18 protein-coding genes are annotated in these 17,036 nt (G+C 61.5%); 11 read left to right on the top strand and 7 right to left on the bottom strand.

All coding sequences use genetic code 11. From position 1 onward, the window contains the following. Positions 1-76 precede the first annotated feature (76 nt). From B5E41_RS04785 to B5E41_RS04810, 6 genes are all read right to left on the bottom strand, one after another. A complete protein-coding gene (locus tag B5E41_RS04785; protein ID WP_088391490.1) occupies positions 77-847 on the bottom strand; it encodes an NUDIX hydrolase in 771 nt (256 codons plus the stop codon). A gap of 8 nt (positions 848-855) precedes the next feature. Continuing rightward, entirely contained in the window at positions 856-1,965 is a 1,110-nt protein-coding gene (locus tag B5E41_RS04790; protein WP_088391492.1) for an endonuclease/exonuclease/phosphatase family protein, read from the bottom strand. A gap of 117 nt (positions 1,966-2,082) precedes the next feature. Then, positions 2,083-3,102, bottom strand: a complete 1,020-nt coding sequence (locus B5E41_RS04795) for an ABC transporter ATP-binding protein (RefSeq protein WP_088391494.1) — start codon at positions 3,100-3,102, stop codon at positions 2,083-2,085. Beyond that, the gene (locus B5E41_RS04800) at positions 3,090-4,784 is read right to left on the bottom strand and encodes an ABC transporter permease (protein ID WP_088391496.1); all 1,695 of its coding nucleotides are present in this window, start codon (positions 4,782-4,784) and stop codon (positions 3,090-3,092) included. Before B5E41_RS04800 ends, B5E41_RS04795 begins: the two co-directional genes overlap by 13 nt. Before the next feature lie 7 nt (positions 4,785-4,791). Then, positions 4,792-5,769 (bottom strand): ABC transporter substrate-binding protein, encoded by a 978-nt coding sequence (locus B5E41_RS04805; protein ID WP_088391498.1) that lies wholly within the window; start codon positions 5,767-5,769, stop codon positions 4,792-4,794. 124 nt (positions 5,770-5,893) lie between these two features. Beyond that, the gene (locus B5E41_RS04810) at positions 5,894-6,661 is read right to left on the bottom strand and encodes an alpha/beta fold hydrolase (protein WP_088391500.1); all 768 of its coding nucleotides are present in this window, start codon (positions 6,659-6,661) and stop codon (positions 5,894-5,896) included. 185 nt (positions 6,662-6,846) lie between these two features. Here B5E41_RS04810 and B5E41_RS04815 point away from each other — a divergent pair, with 185 nt between their 5' ends. Further along, positions 6,847-7,317, top strand: a complete 471-nt coding sequence (locus B5E41_RS04815; protein ID WP_088391502.1) for a MarR family winged helix-turn-helix transcriptional regulator — start codon at positions 6,847-6,849, stop codon at positions 7,315-7,317. Positions 7,318-7,687: 370 nt separating this feature from the next. Further along, positions 7,688-8,746: an aldo/keto reductase gene (locus B5E41_RS04820; protein ID WP_088391504.1), complete on the top strand. Its 1,059-nt coding sequence runs from the start codon at positions 7,688-7,690 to the stop codon at positions 8,744-8,746. A 277-nt stretch (positions 8,747-9,023) separates the two neighbouring features. Here B5E41_RS04820 and B5E41_RS04825 read toward each other — a convergent pair whose 3' ends face one another. Continuing rightward, a complete protein-coding gene (locus B5E41_RS04825) occupies positions 9,024-10,244 on the bottom strand; it encodes an aminotransferase-like domain-containing protein (protein WP_088391506.1) in 1,221 nt (406 codons plus the stop codon). A gap of 60 nt (positions 10,245-10,304) precedes the next feature. Between B5E41_RS04825 and B5E41_RS31605 the strand changes: the two genes are divergently transcribed. The 9 genes from B5E41_RS31605 (at position 10,305) to B5E41_RS04870 (ending at position 17,008) form a co-directional block, all read left to right on the top strand. After that, the gene (locus B5E41_RS31605) at positions 10,305-10,481 is read left to right on the top strand and encodes a hypothetical protein (RefSeq protein WP_176439339.1); all 177 of its coding nucleotides are present in this window, start codon (positions 10,305-10,307) and stop codon (positions 10,479-10,481) included. A gap of 94 nt (positions 10,482-10,575) precedes the next feature. Continuing rightward, positions 10,576-11,676 (top strand): branched-chain amino acid aminotransferase, encoded by a 1,101-nt coding sequence (locus B5E41_RS04830; protein ID WP_088391508.1) that lies wholly within the window; start codon positions 10,576-10,578, stop codon positions 11,674-11,676. 329 nt (positions 11,677-12,005) lie between these two features. After that, a complete protein-coding gene (locus B5E41_RS04840; protein ID WP_088391510.1) occupies positions 12,006-12,257 on the top strand; it encodes a ribbon-helix-helix domain-containing protein in 252 nt (83 codons plus the stop codon). Then, positions 12,241-12,576 carry a type II toxin-antitoxin system RelE/ParE family toxin gene (locus B5E41_RS04845; protein ID WP_088391512.1) on the top strand — a complete coding sequence of 112 codons (336 nt, stop codon included), beginning with the start codon at positions 12,241-12,243 and terminating at the stop codon, positions 12,574-12,576. The genes B5E41_RS04840 and B5E41_RS04845 overlap by 17 nt, the downstream gene beginning before the upstream one ends. Next, positions 12,566-13,153, top strand: coding sequence for a class I SAM-dependent DNA methyltransferase (locus B5E41_RS04850; protein WP_088391514.1), 588 nt, complete (start codon positions 12,566-12,568; stop codon positions 13,151-13,153). Before B5E41_RS04845 ends, B5E41_RS04850 begins: the two co-directional genes overlap by 11 nt. A gap of 277 nt (positions 13,154-13,430) precedes the next feature. Further along, positions 13,431-13,868: a DUF2231 domain-containing protein gene (locus tag B5E41_RS04855; RefSeq protein ID WP_088391516.1), complete on the top strand. Its 438-nt coding sequence runs from the start codon at positions 13,431-13,433 to the stop codon at positions 13,866-13,868. A 2-nt stretch (positions 13,869-13,870) separates the two neighbouring features. Further along, a complete protein-coding gene (locus tag B5E41_RS04860) occupies positions 13,871-15,442 on the top strand; it encodes a PQQ-dependent sugar dehydrogenase (protein WP_088391985.1) in 1,572 nt (523 codons plus the stop codon). 73 nt (positions 15,443-15,515) lie between these two features. Further along, positions 15,516-15,839, top strand: coding sequence for a hypothetical protein (locus tag B5E41_RS04865; RefSeq protein ID WP_088391518.1), 324 nt, complete (start codon positions 15,516-15,518; stop codon positions 15,837-15,839). 425 nt (positions 15,840-16,264) lie between these two features. Next, on the top strand, positions 16,265-17,008 hold the full coding sequence (locus B5E41_RS04870) for a TIGR04290 family methyltransferase (protein WP_088391520.1): 744 nt from the start codon (positions 16,265-16,267) through the stop codon (positions 17,006-17,008). The last annotated feature ends 28 nt before the right edge of the window (positions 17,009-17,036 follow it).

A 17,036-nucleotide genomic window follows, 5' to 3' on the forward strand; every position in this document is an offset into this window, starting at 1 on the left:
CTCGGAAGCGCTTGACGAGCGTGGTACCCCCCGAAAGGGGCCTCGAAGGACGAGGTCGGCCTCCGATTGCCGCGCCCTATGCGCCCCTCTTCCCGAAATACCAGTCAATCACCGGCAGCATGGCGATATTATATGGATATGCGTTCCGGTCAGCCGAACGGATCGCGACCGCACCCGCGATCTCCTTGTCTTCGGCGACCAGCATGTGGGCCTCGATCCGCTCGACCATTTCGTCGGCGGTCAGGTCGAAGCGGAACAGCCTCAGCAACGTCACCGTACGCCTGGCGTGGCTGGCGAAGAGTCCCTGCCCCGCCACCGAATCGGAAAGATCGAGGCCGGTTTCCTCGTGGACCTCGCGGCGCATGTTGGCCTCGATGTCACAGCGCCCGTCGAAGATATCCTCCGGTTCCAGCGAGCCGGCGGCGAAATAGACCTGGCCGGGATTGGCGGTGTGCGCACCCATGCGGATAGCAACCAGCGCGCCGTCGGAGCTTTCGAGCACGGGATAGGCGAAGATGTGCAGCCCGCCTTGGCGCTGCGGCTGGCGGCGCCAGTACATGAAGGCGGAAAAGGGCGTGACGTAACCCTCACCCGAAATTCCGTCCTCGCCGAGCGACAGCCGCTGTTGGAAGATCAGGCGCCCGTCGAAGAGCGCCGGGTTGGCGGCGATCTCTCTCACCCAGTTCTCGCGGATCGCCGTTTCCTCGGCGGCGACGAAAGGATGCGTGCCGGGCAGGATGCGGAGATCAACGCCGGCGATGGGGAAGACCGTGCTCTCCGGCGGCCAGCCGGCGAAATCATCGGGAAAATCGGTGTTCAAAAAATTTCTGCTCAAATTCGTTTTCATGTTCGCTCTCAGGGGAGATCCAGTGTCATGACGACGGGGCAATGGTCGGAGGCCTTCGGCCGGTCCCAGCCGGTACGGGGATAACGCTCCACTTCCTGCCCCGGCGGAAAGATGGTGCGGTAGGGTTGGCCGCTGCGGATGATCTCAGGCACGCGGCCGGCATTATGGGCGGCAAGTGCGGGCGAAAGCCAGATATAATCGAGCTGGCAAAGGTGCTGCTCCTGCGGCCCGCGCGCATGATAGAGCGTCCAGCGGTCGAGGGGCTGACGACGGCGTACGACATTTTCAGCAAAGCTGTCATGGCTGAAGACGTCGAGCGCGCTTTCGGTCTCCACCTGATGCTCGAAATGATAACCCGCGCCACGCCGCCCAACGACGTCGACGCGCTCCTGATAGTCGTTCATGTCGCCGCTGATGGCAAAGCTCTTCGAAGCTGTATGGCCGGCGCCGAAGCGGTCCTCGATGATGCGACGCACGGCGCGCGCCTCGGCGCGACGGAGCGGCAGTGTCGATTGCCGCCCGTCCAGCCCATCGCGCGGATTGCCCATTGACTTGAAATGCACGACATAGAGCGAGAAAGGCCTGCCGCCGATCAGGAGGTCGAGTTCGAGGCAGTCGCGCTTGAAGATTTTGTCGTCGATACGGTTGGTAAGCGCCAGTTCCTCGTCGAAGAGATCGAAATCTCGATAGGTCGCCATCGCATGGCTTCTTATGTCCTTGAGAACGATCTTCTGGCCATCGCGCGTTTCCTCGCGCATCAGCACGGCGACATCGATGCCGCGGCTGTCATTGCCCTCGACCAGGAATTTCTGCCGATAGCCGTTTCCGACCATGCGGAAGAGATAGCCGTATTCGAACGCCTGAAGTGCGGCCATGTTGTCGATTTCCTGCAGGCAGAGAATATCGGCGTCGGCATCCGCGATCGCCAGCGCCGTCATCTGCCTCGTATCATCGGTGGCGGCGATCACCCGCGCCTGCTCGAGCTGCTGATAAACGCCCTCGCTGTTCACCTCGAAAAGCTTGATGACGCGGTCCTGGCGCAGCTGGTTGCGGAAGCCGGTGAAATCGAAACGGGTGAGCAGGTTTTCGACGTTGAAGGTGGCGAGGCGAAGCGACATGGAATGAGTCCGGTTGCGCGCAGTACCTTATCCGGCAATCGCTGCAGGAAAAGGTGGCGGGGCGAAGAAAATTGCGAACAAACGCCCCTCTTGCCGCCCCGGATGCGATTATCTCGATCACAGCCGCCAGCCGGAGCGGATGACGATGCGCACCGTCTCGCCGGTCTCGACGGCGACGCGACTATAGGCGCGCAGCGTCTGGCCGTTGCCGAGCGTGAGTTTGACGGCGTAACGCTCGCCCTCGAAAAGCACGGATTCGACGGTCGCGGAAGCCCCTTCGCCGCCGATGATCACATCCTCCGGCCGCACCAGGATATCGGCGCCATCGGTGTTTGCCGCCTGAAGCGTATTCTGCAACTCATCCCACTCCAGCTGGCGTTCGCCGACCATCACAGGCAGCGTCAGGATCGCCCCACGCCCGATCAGCCCGCCGACGATGCGCCCTTCCGGCCGGGCGTAGATTTCGGCCGGCGGCGCCACTTGCAGCAGGCGGCCTTCCGACATGACGGCGACGTCGGTTGCGAGCGCCATCGCCTCGCTCTGGTCGTGGCTGACGTAGATCATCGTTGCACCCGAGCGCTGATGGAACTCGCGGAAGGTTTCCTCCATCTCCTGCTTCAGCTGCCGGTCGAGATTGGCGAGCGGCTCGTCGAGCAGCACGATATCGGGCGATGTCACCAGGCAGCGGGCGAGCGCCACGCGCTGGCGCTGGCCGCCGGAGAGATCGGCCGGCCGTCGCCCGGCATAGTCGGCGAGCCGGACGGTGGAAAGCGCCTCGCAGACCTTTGCCCGGTAGGCCGCGCCCGAGATGCCGCGAACCTTGAGGGGATAACCGACATTGTCGGCAACGTTCATATGCGGCCAGAGCGCATAGGACTGGAAGACCATCGCCATGTTGCGCTTCTCAGGCGGCAGCGACTGGGCGGCATCCGCCAGCAGCCGCTCACCGAGGTGGATCGAGCCGTCCGAGGGCGTCTCGAAACCGGCGATCATCCGCAGCACCGTCGTTTTGCCGCAGCCGGAAGGCACGAGCAGGGCGAGGAAACCGCCTTCGCGCACATCGAGCGAAAAGCCGCTGACAGCCGCGCGCCCGGTGCCGAAATCCTTGGCGACACGATTGAGGATCAGTTTCGCCATGGGACCACCCCTTTCGGCAGCCGTTTCGCCAGGAATTCCAAGAGCAGCATCAGCACGACGACCATGAGGACGACGAGCAGCGAGAGCGCCGAGGCAAGGTCGGAACTGCCGCTGTCGTCGAGATTGTAGATGGCGACCCCGAGCGTCTGGGTGCCGGCCGACCAGAGCAACGCCGAGATCGTCAGCTCGTTACAGGCGATGAGGAAGACGAGGATGACCGATGCACCGGCGGCGGGCGAGATCAGCGGCACGACGATATCGCAAAGCCTGCGGAAGAAGCCGGCGCCGGAAAGCCGCGCCGCCTCCTCCAGCGCCGGATCGAGTTGGTGGAAGGCGCTGACGAGGGGTTTCAGGCTGACGGCAAAGAAGGAGGAGAAATAGGCGATCAGGATGATCCAGATCCTGCCGTAGAGCGAGACGTTGAGGACCGGGATCGGTGCGGCGAAAACCAGGATGAAGGCCACCGCCATGACGATGCCCGGCAGCGAATAGGGTAACTCGATCAGGCTGGCGACGATGCGGGAAACGGTATCTCTCCGTCGCGTCAGCGCATAGGCCGCAGGCACCGTCACGACAAGGAGTCCAAGCGCCGTGGCGCCGGCAAGCAACAGTGAATTGATAAAGGCCGTGCGCGTCACCGCCTGCCGGAACAGGATCTCCTGAAAAGCATGCAGCGACATGGTCTTGAAGGTGAGCGGCACGCCATAGGCCGGCACCAGCGCGCCGGCGACGAGCGCGAAGAAGGGTGCGGCCAGCATGAAGAACAGGATGGCCCAGAGAAGCGGCGTAGCAAGGAAGCGCCAGGCGCCGAGCTGGAAAGCGGCACTTGCCCCTGACAGGCCGATGACACGATAGTCCCGGCCTCTGAGCGCGCGGTCCTGGATCATCAGCCCTGCGACCGAGATCATCGCAATGATGCCCGAAAGCACGGCGACATCTCCGAAGGTGCGGCTGGTGAAAGCTGAGAATTTGGTGAAGATGAGCGTCGGCAGCGTGTAGATCGAGGCGGGGATGCCGAGAATGGCGGGGATGCCGAAATTGCCGGTGCAGGAAACGAAGGAGATCGCCGCCCCGGCGATAATGCCGGGCAGAGAAAGCGGCAGGATGATATCGCGGAATACCCTGAGACTTGAGGCGCCGGAAAGCCGTGCAGCCTCCACGCCGTCACGCGGCAGCGTCATCAGCCCTGCCCTGAGCGCGAGATAGACCAGCGGCGCATGCTGCACGCCATAGAGCAGGGCGATGCCGCCCACGGAATAGAGCGGCTGCGGCGAACCCAGCGGCGGTGCAAGCGAGAGCGCCTTCAACAGCGGGCTCGACGGTCCCGACATCTGCACCCAGGCGAGCGCGGTCACCTGCGGCGGGATCATCATCGGCAGCACGAAGAAAAAGCTGAGCGGCCCCTTGCCGGGAAGATCGGTCAGCGTCAGCAGGAAGGCGAAGAGGCAGCCGATGGCAAGCGAGATGATCGTGCCCAAAACCGCGGTGATGAGGGTGTAACAGGTGGCCTGCCAGAGCGACGGCTCGCTCAGCACGTCGACGACACCGCCGCTGGCGAAAGCCGTTATCCCGACCATGGCGAGACGAGCGAGCGGCAGCACGCTGAGGATAAGAACGATGCTGACGATAAAAGGAAACAGCCAGGTGGGCTGGCTGTTTCCCAGTCTTGCATATCCCTGCATGAAAGGATCAGTTCGAGCCGTAAATGCCCGAGAAGGTCTTCAGATCCCGGTCGGTATTCTTGAGCGCTTCGGCAGCCTTGATCGGCAGGACCTTGATGGCATCACGCGCCGGGAAACCTTCCGGCAGCTTCATGCCGTTGCGGGCCGGGATGTAGCCGAGCTTCAGGAAGCCTTCCTGGCCCTTTTCGGAGAGCACGTAATCGACGAACTTCTTGGCGGCCTCGGCATTCTTGGTGCTGGCGAGAATGCCGACCGGCTCGGTCACGGCCGAAACGCCTTCGCTCGGGAAGACGAACTCGACGGGCGCGCCCTTGGTCTTCTCGCGGATCGGCAGGTAATCGACGACCATGCCGTAAGCCTTCTCGCCCGAAGCAACCGACTTCAGGACGGCGCCGTTGCCACCGGCCGCGATCGCGCCGTTTTCGGCAAGCGCCTTGTAGAAGTCCCAGCCGAGGCCGGGAACGGCGGCCAGCGTCTGTGCGTGGATGAGCGCGGCGCCCGAAGTGAGTGGGCTCGGCATGGTGACGAGGCCCTTGGCTTCCGGCTTGGTCAGGTCCTTCCAGCTCGTCGGCTTGATCGTGGCTGAGGTGTTGTACATGATGCCGGTGGTGATCAGCTTGGTCGAATAATAGTAGCCGTCAGCGTCATAGAGGCTGGCATCGTACCCTGCGGCTTCCGGCGACTTATAGGCCAGCAGCTTGCCGTCTTCCTTGAGGCGCTCCAGCGTCACCATGTCGGCGATGAGGAGGATGTCGGCGACCGGATTGCCGGCCTGGATTTCGGCCTGCAGCTTGGCGATGATCTTCGGCGTGCCGTCGCGCACCCAGTCGACCTTGATATCGGGATTTGCGGCTATGAAGCCATCGACCGTCGCCTGCGCGTCTTCGTTCGGCTGGCTGGTGTAGAGAACGAGGTTTGCGGCCGAAGCCGGAATGGAAAGGAAGCTCGCGGCGAGAAGAGCTGCAGCGGAAACGATCGTCTTCATGGGAGGGGTCCTCGGGAATTGCGTCACCCTCCCTTATTAGGGGTCGTTGACAGAGATGTGACAAGGCGCAGCGGCAGCGCTGCGCCTTGAAACCACTGCATTGCCGTCGCCTTTCCGAGAGACGTTACTTCGCGGCCTCTTCGATGAGCTCCGCCACCTTCTGGGGCTGTGAAACCATCACGACGTGGGACGCGCCCTCGACCACGATGGTCCGCTTCGACCCTGCTCTCTCGGCCATGAAGCCAAGGGCTGCGGCCGGAATGTTCTTGTCGCCGGTGCCATAGACAAACCATGACGGCAGCTTCTTCCAGGCGGGCTCACCGGATTTTTCGGTCAGGGCCGCTTCCGTGACCGGTCGCTGGGCCACCGCCATCAGGGCCGCCTGTTCGGCCGGCACGTCGCTGGCGAACTGGTCATGAAACTTGGCCTGATCGATAGAGAGATCGACGCCGCCTGCGCTGAGTTTCACCGGAGCCGCAAGCGCTCCGCTCAGCGTGCCGCCAGGAAACTTGCCGGCGAGATCGGCGACCGATTCCCCGGCCTCCGGCGCGAAGGCGGCGACATAGACCAGGGACTTGACGTTGTCATGGCCGTTCGCGGCGGTCGAGATCACCTGCCCTCCATAGGAATGGCCGACCAAGACGACGGGGCCGGCAATGCTGCCGACGACATCGGACACATAGGCGGCGTCGCCCGATACGCTGCGCAGCGGATTGGCGGCAGCAACAACCGAGAAGCCGTCCTTACGCAGGATCTCGACGACGCCGTTCCAGCTGGAGGAATCGGCAAAGGCGCCGTGAACGAGGACGACGGTCGGTTTGGCCGGCTGAGCGACGGCAGCACCGGAAAGAAGAGCGCCCGCCAGGGCGGCGACAGCAGCAAACTTGAACATGGGCAATTCCTTTCGTCGTTGAGTTTCAATGGGAGCCGAACCGGGAGCCATAAGCTGCATTCCCTTCGACATGTTGTTTTCAAGCGATTTATTTGTGCGCGATCTAAGTAGAAGACAACACGCCGAGCGTCAATAGCTTGCAAATAGATCGCGCACAAATTATATTGAGGTGGGAGGAGAGTGTGATGAAAGACACCCCAACGAATGATCTCGCCGACGTGCCGAAAGTCGATGAAATGCTTTGCTTTTCAATCTATTCGGCAGGCCATGCCTTCAACCAGCTTTACCGCCCACTGCTCGATGAGCTGGATCTGACCTACCCGCAATTCCTCGTCATGACAGCCTTATGGGCGCGTGACGACCGCACGGTGAAGGATCTCGGGGAAACGCTTTTCCTTGATTCCAGCACCCTCACCCCGCTCTTGAAGCGGCTGGAAAATGTCGGTCTCGTCACCCGCAATCGCAATCCCGCCGACGAGCGCCAGGTGCTTCTGCGCCTGACGCAGAAGGGGCAGGCCCTCAAGAGCCGCGCCACCCACGTGTTCGATTGCATCGGCAAAGCCGTCGGTCTCGACGTCGAGACCGTCGGCAAGATTCGCGATACGATCGCTTCGCTCCGCGACAATATTCACAAGAAGGACAAGGAAGCGAGCTGACCGAGGGCGTTTCTCACCGCGTCGTCCTCAATCCTGCTACATCGGATCTCCTGGCTTCGTCGAAGCCAACCGGTTGATTATTCTCGCGCGGCAGTAACGGAACGTAAGGCTTTCATCGTGAGGCCCTGCGTCCGGCGACCCTCCCAACAAGGCGGAGGGACTAACTTGGGGGCACCCTCTCGCTCCTCCCGAAAGACCAAAGATTTTGCGGGTGCGGCAGTTTAAGCCCCTCCCCCTTGTGGGGAGGGGTTTGGGCCGGGGTCTTTAACCGGACAGCATCAGGCATGAGCGGTTTTCACCCAAGCATAAACCTGCTCTTGTCATTCCCCCGCTATGCGTTACGTCAATCGCATTTCGAGGAGGAGTTTCAATGGAATATCGTCTGCTCGGCCGTTCCGGCCTGAAGATTTCGACTTTGACCATGGGCACGATGACCTTCGGCGGCGTCGGCTGGGCCAAGATGGTCGGCGATCTCGGCGTCTCCGAGGCTAAGAAGATGATCGATATGTGCATTGACGCCGGCATCAATCTGATCGACACCGCCAACGTCTATTCATCAGGCGAATGCGAAAACATCATCGGCGAGGCGCTCGCCGGCAAGCGGCCACAGGGCGTGTTGCTCGCCACCAAGGCCCGCTTCGGCATGGGCGACGGCCCGAACGACCGCGGCCTGTCGCGCTATCACCTGATCCGCGAGTGCGAGGCGAGCCTGAAGCGCCTGAAGACCGATGTCATCGATCTCTACCAGGTGCATGAATGGGACGGCCAGACACCGCTCGAAGAGACGATGGAAGCACTCGACACGCTGATCCGGCAGGGCAAGGTGCGTTATGTCGGCTGCTCGAACTATTCCGGCTGGCACATCATGAAGGCGCTCGGCATCGCTAACGAGCACCGCTACCAGCGCTTCGTCAGCCAACAGATCCACTATACGCTGGAAGCCCGCGACGCCGAATACGAACTGCTGCCGATCTCGGTCGACCAGGGCCTCGGCGTGCTGGTCTGGAGCCCGCTCGCCGGCGGCCTGCTTTCCGGCAAACACCGCCGCAACCAGGCCGCCCCCGAAGGCACGCGCCAGTTCGCCGGCTGGACCGAACCGCCGATCCGTGACGAAAATCGCCTCTGGAACATCGTCGAGACGCTGGTGGCGATCGGCGAGGAGCGCGGCGTTTCGGCCGCACAGGTGGCGCTCGCCTGGCTGATCGGCCGCAAGGCCGTCACTTCGGTCATCATCGGCGGGCGCACCGAAGCCCAGTTCCGCGACAACATCGCCGCTGCCGAGCTGAAACTCACCGGTGAGGAGCGCGAGCGCCTCGACGCCGTCAGCCTGCCGCCGGTGATCTATCCTTACTGGCATCAGCTGAACACGGCGAGCGACAGGCTCGGCGAAGCCGACCTCGAGCTTTTCGGCGCGCATCTCCAGCAATAAAAAGCGGACTTGCTCGGGAAGAGGCAACGTCTCGTTTTCTGGAACGTCTGTTGTGAAAACGTGAGCAAGCGCCTTGCTCCCTTGTTCACCCCAGCGGGCAGAAGGTGGCCCGAAGGGTCGGACAAGGGGGCCGCGGGGCACGACATTCATTGCACTTCGCCTGCGCTCAGCGCACTCGCTCCTCTCGTCGCCCCCTCATCTGCCTGCCGGCATCTTCTCTCCGCTGGGGAGAAGGGGGATGTAGCCAAGTCTCGCCCCTTCCCTCACCTGCTCCAGTTCACCCGCTAATCTCCTCAGCAACCAACCTACCCAAACGGCTGATGCCGTCCTCGATCATCTGCTCATTCGCGCAGGAGAAGCTGACGCGGAAGGTGTTGGCGCCGGAGCCGTCGGCGAAGAAGGCTTTGCCGGGCACGAAGGCGACTTTGGCGGTTTCGAGCGATTTCGCCAGCAGCTTGGCGCCGTCCATGCCCTCCGGCAGCGTGATCCAGATGAACATGCCGCCTTCCGGCTTCGTCCAGCTGGTACCCTTGGGCATGTATTTCTCAAGCGCCGCCAGCGTGCAGTTGCGGCGATGGCTGTAGACCGCTTTGATCTTGGCGACCTGTTTGTCGAAACCGCGCGCGGCAACATCCGATATCGCCATCTGGTTGATCGTCGACGAGTGCAGGTCGGCCGCCTGCTTCATCAGCACCAGCTTGCGGATGACGGGCGCATTGGCGACGATGAAGCCGACGCGAAGGCCGGGCGCCAGCGTCTTGGAGAAGCTGCCGCAATAGATCGTACGCGTATCGTTGATATGGCCCTTTTCGGCGATCTCCAGCGCCAGGATCGGCGGGATCGGCTCGCCGTCATAACGCAGCGACTGATAGGCCGCATCCTCGATGACGGCGACGTCGAGCTCCTCGGCAAGTGCCAGCACCCGCTTGCGGCCGGCGAGATCGACGGTTTCACCGGTCGGATTGGAGAAATCTGCGGAGAGATAGGCGAATTTCACCTTGCCGCCGGCGGCGGCAGCCGCCGCGCGATAGGATTCCGGCGTCCGGTTGCCGCCCGGCGTCAGTTGGTCATAGGCCGGCTCATAGGCGTTGAAGGCCTGCAGCGCGCCAAGATAGGTCGGCCAGGTCACGAGCGCGGTATCATTGGGCGACAGGAAGAGCTTGCCGAGATAATCGAGCCCCTGCTGCGAGCCTGAGACAATGAAGACATTGTCGAGTCCGCAGGGAATACCGAGCGCACCCATCTGCTCGACCAGCCATTCGCGCAGCGGCTTATAGCCTTCGCTGACCGAATATTGCAGCGCCGAGTTGACGGCCGCACCCGAAAAAATACCGGCATAGGCCCGCTGGAATTCCTCGGCCGGAAACAGCGCCGGATCCGGAATGCCGCCGGCAAAGGAAATGATGTCGGGCTGGTCGAGAAGCTTCAGGAGCTCGCGGATTTCGGATGCGCGCATGCGCGACGAGCGCGACGCAAACATGGTGTCCCAGTTCAGCATGGAGGTTTCCTCGTATTTTCTATATCGCCGACAAACCATGCGGCGGAAATTATGTCAACAATGCTGACCTATTTTCTTGTGACGGTGACAAGTCGGAGATCTTATTTCCAAGGGCCTTGGTGCAAAATTCGCGCTGATGTCGCGGATTCACTTGATGGTGACGCCAGCGACGATCGACGGCGCTCGATTCTGAATTTGCTGCTCGACGTCGACCACATCGAGCGATTATTCCTCTGATCAAGCCGAAACCCGCTGCTTCAGACCTTTCCAAGACCGGCTCGGCGGCGGTAGTGTCGCCGCCACTATTCAATTTACTATCAAGGTGCCAGCAATGACCGTAACGTCGGCCTCTCCTGAAATCAAAATCGAACTCCACAAGTCCCCCGTCTCTGACGCCGACCGAATCCAGGCACTGGAGGCACCCGGCTTCGGCAAGATTTTCACGGATCACATGATCCTGGCACGATGGACGGCCGACAAGGGCTGGCACGATGCGAAGGTTACGCCCAGGCGGCCCTTGGAGCTCGATCCTGCGAGCGCCGTGCTGCACTACGCTCAAGAAATCTTCGAGGGCATGAAAGCCTACAAGGCAGACGATGGCCGGATTCTGCTCTTTCGGCCTGAAGAGAACGCACGCCGCTTCGCGCAGTCGGCGACCCGCATGGCGATGCCTCCTGTGCCCGAAGAACTCTTCCTGAAGGCGGTCGAAGCACTGGTCCGCGTCGATAAGGCCTGGATTCCGTCCGGCGACGCCAGCCTCTACCTTCGCCCCTTCATGTTCGCCAACGAGGCGTTTCTCGGCGTTCGTCCGGCTCAGGAATATGTCTTCTGCATCATCGCCTCACCGGTCGGCGCCTACTTCAAGGGCGGCGCGAAGGCCGTCTCTCTTTGGGTCGAAACCGAATACACCCGCGCAGCCAACGGCGGCACCGGCGCTGCAAAATGCGGCGGAAACTACGCAGCCAGTCTCGTGGCGCAAGCCGAGGCGTCGAAGAGGGGTTGCGATCAGGTCGTCTTCCTCGACGCCGCGGAGCATCGCTGGGTCGAAGAACTCGGCGGCATGAACGTCTTCTTCGTGATGAATGATGGATCGATGGTGACCCCGCCCCTTGGCGGTACGATCCTGCCGGGCATCACCCGGGCTTCCGTCATCGTGCTCGCAGAAGAAAGGGGCTTGCGCGTGGAGCAGCGTCCCTACTCCTTCGCGGAATGGCAAGAGGATGCCGCCGGCGGCAGGCTCGTCGAAGCCTTCGCTTGCGGCACTGCCGCAGTCCTGGCGGGCATAGGCTTGGTTCGACATGCCGGCGGCGAGTTTCTGGTCGGAGACGGACAGACCGGCAAGCTGACCAGCGAACTGCGCCAGCAGCTCGTCAGTCTACAAAAGGGTGTAACGAACGATGAGCACGGCTGGACGCGCCTCATCCCGGCCTGAACTTCAAACTTTTCACGCGAACGGCGGCGCCAACACCGACATGGTGGCGCCGCTCTCGGTCTCGCCCGCAAAGCCATCGGGCTGGCCGCAGTTCTCAAACTCGCCGCCGCCGATGCGGTCATTTACGCGATCGCGAGCGCCACGACGCCGACATCCTGACTTGCGACGCGTTTCAAGAATCTCGAACGTGCCGTCACATCGATAAGAAGACTGACCGCCGTGTGACCCAAGCGCTCGACTGCGGGGGGCAACGCTTCTATCACGGGGTGGGGAATGGTAACGGGCATCAGGGACAGCTGAAGCGGCACGCACGGACGGCAGCGAATTCAATGGCGAAAATGACGATCTCGCTTCCGGATGATCTGGCGGATTACATCGCGCGCCGTGTCGCAAGCGGCAGATACGACAGCGCCGGCGCATTCATGGCGGAGCTTATCGTGACGGACCAGGACCATCGCAGGCTCGACGACGACGAACTGCGCGAGATCCTGAGGGAGGCCGAGGAGAGCGGTATCAGCGACCGGCGCATTCCCGATATCCTGCTGGAAACGAAGGTGAAGCTGCGTGACATCAACCTATAGGCTGACCCGAACGGCCGACGCCGTACTGTCAGGCATCGACGAATATGCCAATCTGCATTTCGGCGAGGCGCAGGCGGATGCCTACCTTCTCGACTGGGACCGGATTTTCATGCTTCTTTCGCGCGTGCCCTCCATGGGCGACGAGTGCGACACGCTCGGCGCCGGCCTGCGCCGCCTCCTCCACATGCGCCATGTCGCCTTCTACCGGGAAATACCCGACGGCATCCTCGTCATCGACATCATCGGCGCCGACCGGCTTGCCGAAAGACATCTCCAATCCAACCGACGACCCGGACCGGCAGCCCCCCATGCCCCATGACAGCACCTCCGCCTTCTACGACAACAACGCAGAGATATACGCCAACCGCGCACGCAGCCTGCCGAAACAGAAGCTCGACGCCTTTCTTGCCCAACTTGCGCCGGGGGCCCCGATCCTCGAACTTGGCTGCGGCGGCGGCCAGGACAGCGCCTACATGCTCTCTCAAGGCTTCGACGTGACGCCAACCGACGGCTCACCCGAACTCGCGGCACAGGCCGAGGCGCGAATCGGCAGGAAGGTCAGTGTCATGCTGTTTGAGGATATCAACGCCGAGGCCGCGTTCGACGGCGTCTGGGCCGAAGCGAGCCTCCTTCATGTCCCGAGATCGACCCTGCCCGACATCTTCGCCCGTATCCACCGCGCGCTCAGAACCGGCGGCATCCTCCACGCAAGCTTCAAATCGGGAGAAGCCGAAGGGCATGATGGCTTCGGGCGCTATTACAACTATCCATCCGCCGATTGGCTGTCGGCGCTTCTGACGGCAGCCGGCTGGCGCAACCTCGCCGTCGAGGAAAGCGATGGTGGCGGATATGACGGCAAGCCGACCCGCTGGCTCATCGTGAGTGCGCAACGATAAAGGTCGGCGCTTCGCCCCCGTTCGCCGGCGATCTGGCACCGTCGCGCTTTCAGGTGAAACGCCGCCCCCTCCGTCATTCCTCTGTCTGTCGCAGGAATGACCGACAGAGGGTAGTGCCCCCACATTGTCATTCCGGTAGTGCAACGCGAAAGGCGGCCGCCGCTATTTCGCGATTTCGCCGAGGAGGCGATCGACAAACCGGTGCCGCTGCAACGGAACTATCCGCTGCCTCCACGGTTGGATCGCATATCTGCGCTCTTGCCGCTCGGAGCATGCCATGGCTGTACTTTCCCGCAACGATCGAGACGCGACCGCCTATCCGATACAGTCGCTCTTCGTCCCGTTCCCTTTCGTCTGCTTCACGCTTGCGCTCGCGACCGATATCGCCTTCTGGCAGAGCAACAACCTCATGTGGCAGAACTTCTCCGCCTGGCTGTTGTGTGCCGGCCTGGTGTTCGGCGTGATTGCGATCCTGGCTGGTTTGATTGACCTTGCGCGGCCTCGCACCCGTCCGCTGCGATCGGCTTTCCCGTCTGTGCTTCTCTACCTGATCATCCTCGCCCTCGCCTTCCTGAACAGCCTTGTCCATGCCGGCGACGGATGGACCGCCGTGGTTCCTTATGGGCTGACGCTCTCGGCCGTTACATCAGCGCTTTGCTTGGTGGTAGCCGCCGTTTCCGCCCGCAAATATACCAGATTGACCTGGAGGATATGATGATGATGAGGTCCCTCATTCTCGGCACCTCGGTTCTATCGCTCTTCCTCGGATTCGGCACGTCGGCGCAGGAGGCCGAATTCGATCTGTCGCAGCAGATCGGCCCGAATCCGGTTCTGCCTGAGCCATCTTCCTCCCTGATATCTGATCTCAAGGTCGCGGAAGTGGTCGGCTGGAAGGAAAGAGAGACGCCTGCCGTTCCCGACGGCTTGAAGATCAGTGCCTATGCGAATGGCCTCGCCAATCCACGCACGGTCCATACCCTGCCAAACGGCGACGTGCTCGTCGTCCAGTCCCGCGGCCCGACCGGCGAACCGACCTCGCGGCCGAAGGATCTCATCCGCGGCTGGATCATGTCGATCGCCCACGGCGGCAGCGGTGAACAGAAAGAGAGCAATATCATTACCCTGCTGCGTGACACCAATCGCGACGGCACCGTCGACGAACGCCATGACTTGCTGAAGAAGCTCGATTCCCCCTTTGGCCTTGCCTGGATAGACAACACGCTTTACGTCGCCACGACGAGCGCCATCCTTGCCTACCCTTACGAACTCGGCCGGAACGAGATTGCCGCGCAGCCGAAAATCCTGACGCCGCTTCCCGGCGGCCCGATCAATCATCATTGGACAAAGGATCTGGCCCTCAGCCCCGACGGCCAGACGCTCTATGTCTCGGTCGGATCGAATTCCAACATCGTCGAGAACGGGCTCGAAGCAGAAAAAGGCCGTGCCGCGGTCTGGCAGGTCGACCGGAAGACCGGCGCCGCCCGCGTTTTCGCCTCCGGTCTGCGCAATCCGAACGGTCTCGCCTTCAATCCCGAAACGGGTGCGCTCTGGACTGTCGTCAATGAGCGTGACGAGCTCGGCCCGAACCTCGTTCCCGACTATATGACCTCTGTGGAGGACGGCGGCTTCTACGGCTGGCCGTGGAGCTACTACGGCAACCACGTCGACGCTCGCGTTCATCCGACACGAACCGACATGGTCGAAAAGGCAATCCGGCCGGACTACGCCCTGTCCAGCCATGTTGCCGCGCTCGGATTGACCTTCTCCATGAATTCCGCGCTGCCGGCCGCATACGCCAACGGCGCCTTCATCGGCGAGCACGGCAGCTGGAACCGGAATAGCTTCAATGGCTACAAAGTTATCTTCGTACCATTCCAGAATGGCAGGCCATCTGGCAAGGCGCAGGACGTCGTCACAGGCTTTATCCAGGGTGATCAGGCAAAAGGGCGGCCGGTCGGAGTGGGGATCGATGGGACAGGAGCGCTGCTTGTTGCCGATGATGCCGGCAATACCGTTTGGCGCGTCGCTTCATCCGACGGCAAAGTCACGCCGCAGCCGATTGGCACGGACCAAATGTCGGGGAATCCCCAAGGCTCGACGAATTCGAAAACGGCGCGGACTTTCGATTCGAACCTCGGCGTAGCAATGGAAACGACGAATTCGACCGCCCAAACCCAGGGACATCAGGCCTCGGCCGACGAGCGCTTGACCGGCCAGGAGCCACTTTCCGGAGTGCAGGACAAGTTTCAGCCTGTGCAGATGCAGATTGCCCCTGCGGCCGGCCCCTAAAGACTTGGTGGAGGCCGAATTCGAAGAAGGACCGAGACGACATCTGGATAAACACCAAACGGAGATTTCAGGCATGCCGACCACATCCCGGAAGTTCAAACGACTCCTCAGCGCGCTGTCGCTCGCCGTGGCGATCCTTCCCCTACCGCTCCAAGCGAACGCGCAGGCGCCGCCTGACAAATGTGTCGCCCCGTCACAGCCAAACCAGGGCCGCGGTTCAACGGATGACCATCAAGATCTCTCCAAGAAACTGGACGAATGCAACGGCGAACTCAGGCCCCCTCCCGTCGGCGACACCGAGATGGTGGAGCCGGCGCCAGACACCGGTAATTCGCGCATCATCCGTCCGGGAGATATGCCGCCCAACACCAATCCGTCGAACAATTCCCATGATTAAGCTCACAGTCCAGAGATCTTTGGTGGGCCGAGAAGGACAATCTCGCACACAATTGGCGGGTTTTTCTTCTTCAGCGGGAACCGAAAACCATCAAGAGGGTTCGGCCACAATCTGACGAAGCCGGCTAAAGCTGAACATGCCGCAGGTATCTCAAAAGCGGACGAAGATTGGAGGGGGAGATACCGAAGATCCCTTATTGACCACCTGTCTCCCTGGATGGATCGCCCGTTCGCTCGCCAGAAGTGGGGTTCACCGAATGAGCCAATTGGCAGATATGAAGAACGCCGAACTCCTCGAGCTCGCGGGGATCGGCCCCCGGTCCGTCGAGCAGATACGGTCGGCGATCAGAAAATTCAAACGTAACCGGACACACACCTCGGCGGCGCAGTCGAAGCAATGATCGACATTGCGGATCGGAGTACGGAATGAACGAAAAGGCTCGACTGGAAAACGACATCGCAGCCCTGAGGCCGTGGTTTCACAATCTGCGAATTAACGGCGTTCAGACCGCGCCGGATCATTTCCTCGGTGACTATCCATCCTTCAAATGGGCCCATTTTCAGCAGGTCGTGCCTGAAGATCTCCAGGGATGCAGCGTTCTCGACATCGGCTGCAACGCCGGATTCTATTCACTTGAAATGAAGAGAAGAAATGCCGGACGGGTCGTCGGAATCGATTCCGACCCGCATTATCTCAGGCAAGCCGAGTTCGCAGCCAGACAGACAGGTGAGGATATCGATTTCAAGCTGATGTCGGTGTACGAGGTGGAAAAACTGAAGGAGAGATTTGACCTGGTCCTTTTCATGGGTGTTCTTTATCACCTGCGTCATCCGCTGCTGGCACTCGACCTTCTGCATGAGCATGTCGTCGGCGGCCAGATGCTGTTTCAATGCATGCAGCGGGGTGAAGAGGAAGTCGCGGCACTCAGCGAAAATTACGACTTTTTCAACACGACGATATTTGAGCAGCGCGGCTTTCCCAAAGTGTATTTCGTGGAAGAACGTTACGCTGGCGACCCCACAAATTGGTTCATTCCGAACAAGGCGGCGGTCGAAGCGATGCTGAGAAGCGCCGGGTTTGTCATTCGTGCTAATCCAGAACGGGAAGTTTATCTGGTGGAACATGGAAGCCGCCATCCGATGGCGGAGCCGCCTCCGTCACTTTGCTGAAAAATTTTCCGATCCAGACTGCTTCGCA

It is taken from the genome of Rhizobium esperanzae (genome assembly GCF_002204185.1).
Lineage (GTDB): Bacteria > Pseudomonadota > Alphaproteobacteria > Rhizobiales > Rhizobiaceae > Rhizobium > Rhizobium esperanzae.

Bases quoted from the DNA above. Each gene is read 5' to 3' on its own strand.
- B5E41_RS04790 (WP_088391492.1), bottom strand. From the start codon at position 1,965: ATGTCGCTTCGCCTCGCCACCTTCAACGTCGAAAACCTGCTCACCCGT.
- B5E41_RS04855 (WP_088391516.1), top strand. From the start codon at position 13,431: ATGGCTGTACTTTCCCGCAACGATCGAGACGCGACCGCCTATCCGATA.
- B5E41_RS04810 (WP_088391500.1), bottom strand. From the start codon at position 6,661: ATGTTCAAGTTTGCTGCTGTCGCCGCCCTGGCGGGCGCTCTTCTTTCC.
- B5E41_RS04830 (WP_088391508.1), top strand. From the start codon at position 10,576: ATGACCGTAACGTCGGCCTCTCCTGAAATCAAAATCGAACTCCACAAG.
- B5E41_RS04850 (WP_088391514.1), top strand. From the start codon at position 12,566: ATGCCCCATGACAGCACCTCCGCCTTCTACGACAACAACGCAGAGATA.
- B5E41_RS04815 (WP_088391502.1), top strand. From the start codon at position 6,847: ATGAAAGACACCCCAACGAATGATCTCGCCGACGTGCCGAAAGTCGAT.
- B5E41_RS31605 (WP_176439339.1), top strand. From the start codon at position 10,305: ATGCTGACCTATTTTCTTGTGACGGTGACAAGTCGGAGATCTTATTTC.
- B5E41_RS04805 (WP_088391498.1), bottom strand. From the start codon at position 5,769: ATGAAGACGATCGTTTCCGCTGCAGCTCTTCTCGCCGCGAGCTTCCTT.
- B5E41_RS04800 (WP_088391496.1), bottom strand. From the start codon at position 4,784: ATGCAGGGATATGCAAGACTGGGAAACAGCCAGCCCACCTGGCTGTTT.
- B5E41_RS04825 (WP_088391506.1), bottom strand. From the start codon at position 10,244: ATGCTGAACTGGGACACCATGTTTGCGTCGCGCTCGTCGCGCATGCGC.
- B5E41_RS04820 (WP_088391504.1), top strand. From the start codon at position 7,688: ATGGAATATCGTCTGCTCGGCCGTTCCGGCCTGAAGATTTCGACTTTG.
- B5E41_RS04785 (WP_088391490.1), bottom strand. From the start codon at position 847: ATGAAAACGAATTTGAGCAGAAATTTTTTGAACACCGATTTTCCCGAT.
- B5E41_RS04865 (WP_088391518.1), top strand. From the start codon at position 15,516: ATGCCGACCACATCCCGGAAGTTCAAACGACTCCTCAGCGCGCTGTCG.
- B5E41_RS04795 (WP_088391494.1), bottom strand. From the start codon at position 3,102: ATGGCGAAACTGATCCTCAATCGTGTCGCCAAGGATTTCGGCACCGGG.
- B5E41_RS04860 (WP_088391985.1), top strand. From the start codon at position 13,871: ATGATGAGGTCCCTCATTCTCGGCACCTCGGTTCTATCGCTCTTCCTC.
- B5E41_RS04840 (WP_088391510.1), top strand. From the start codon at position 12,006: ATGGCGAAAATGACGATCTCGCTTCCGGATGATCTGGCGGATTACATC.
- B5E41_RS04870 (WP_088391520.1), top strand. From the start codon at position 16,265: ATGAACGAAAAGGCTCGACTGGAAAACGACATCGCAGCCCTGAGGCCG.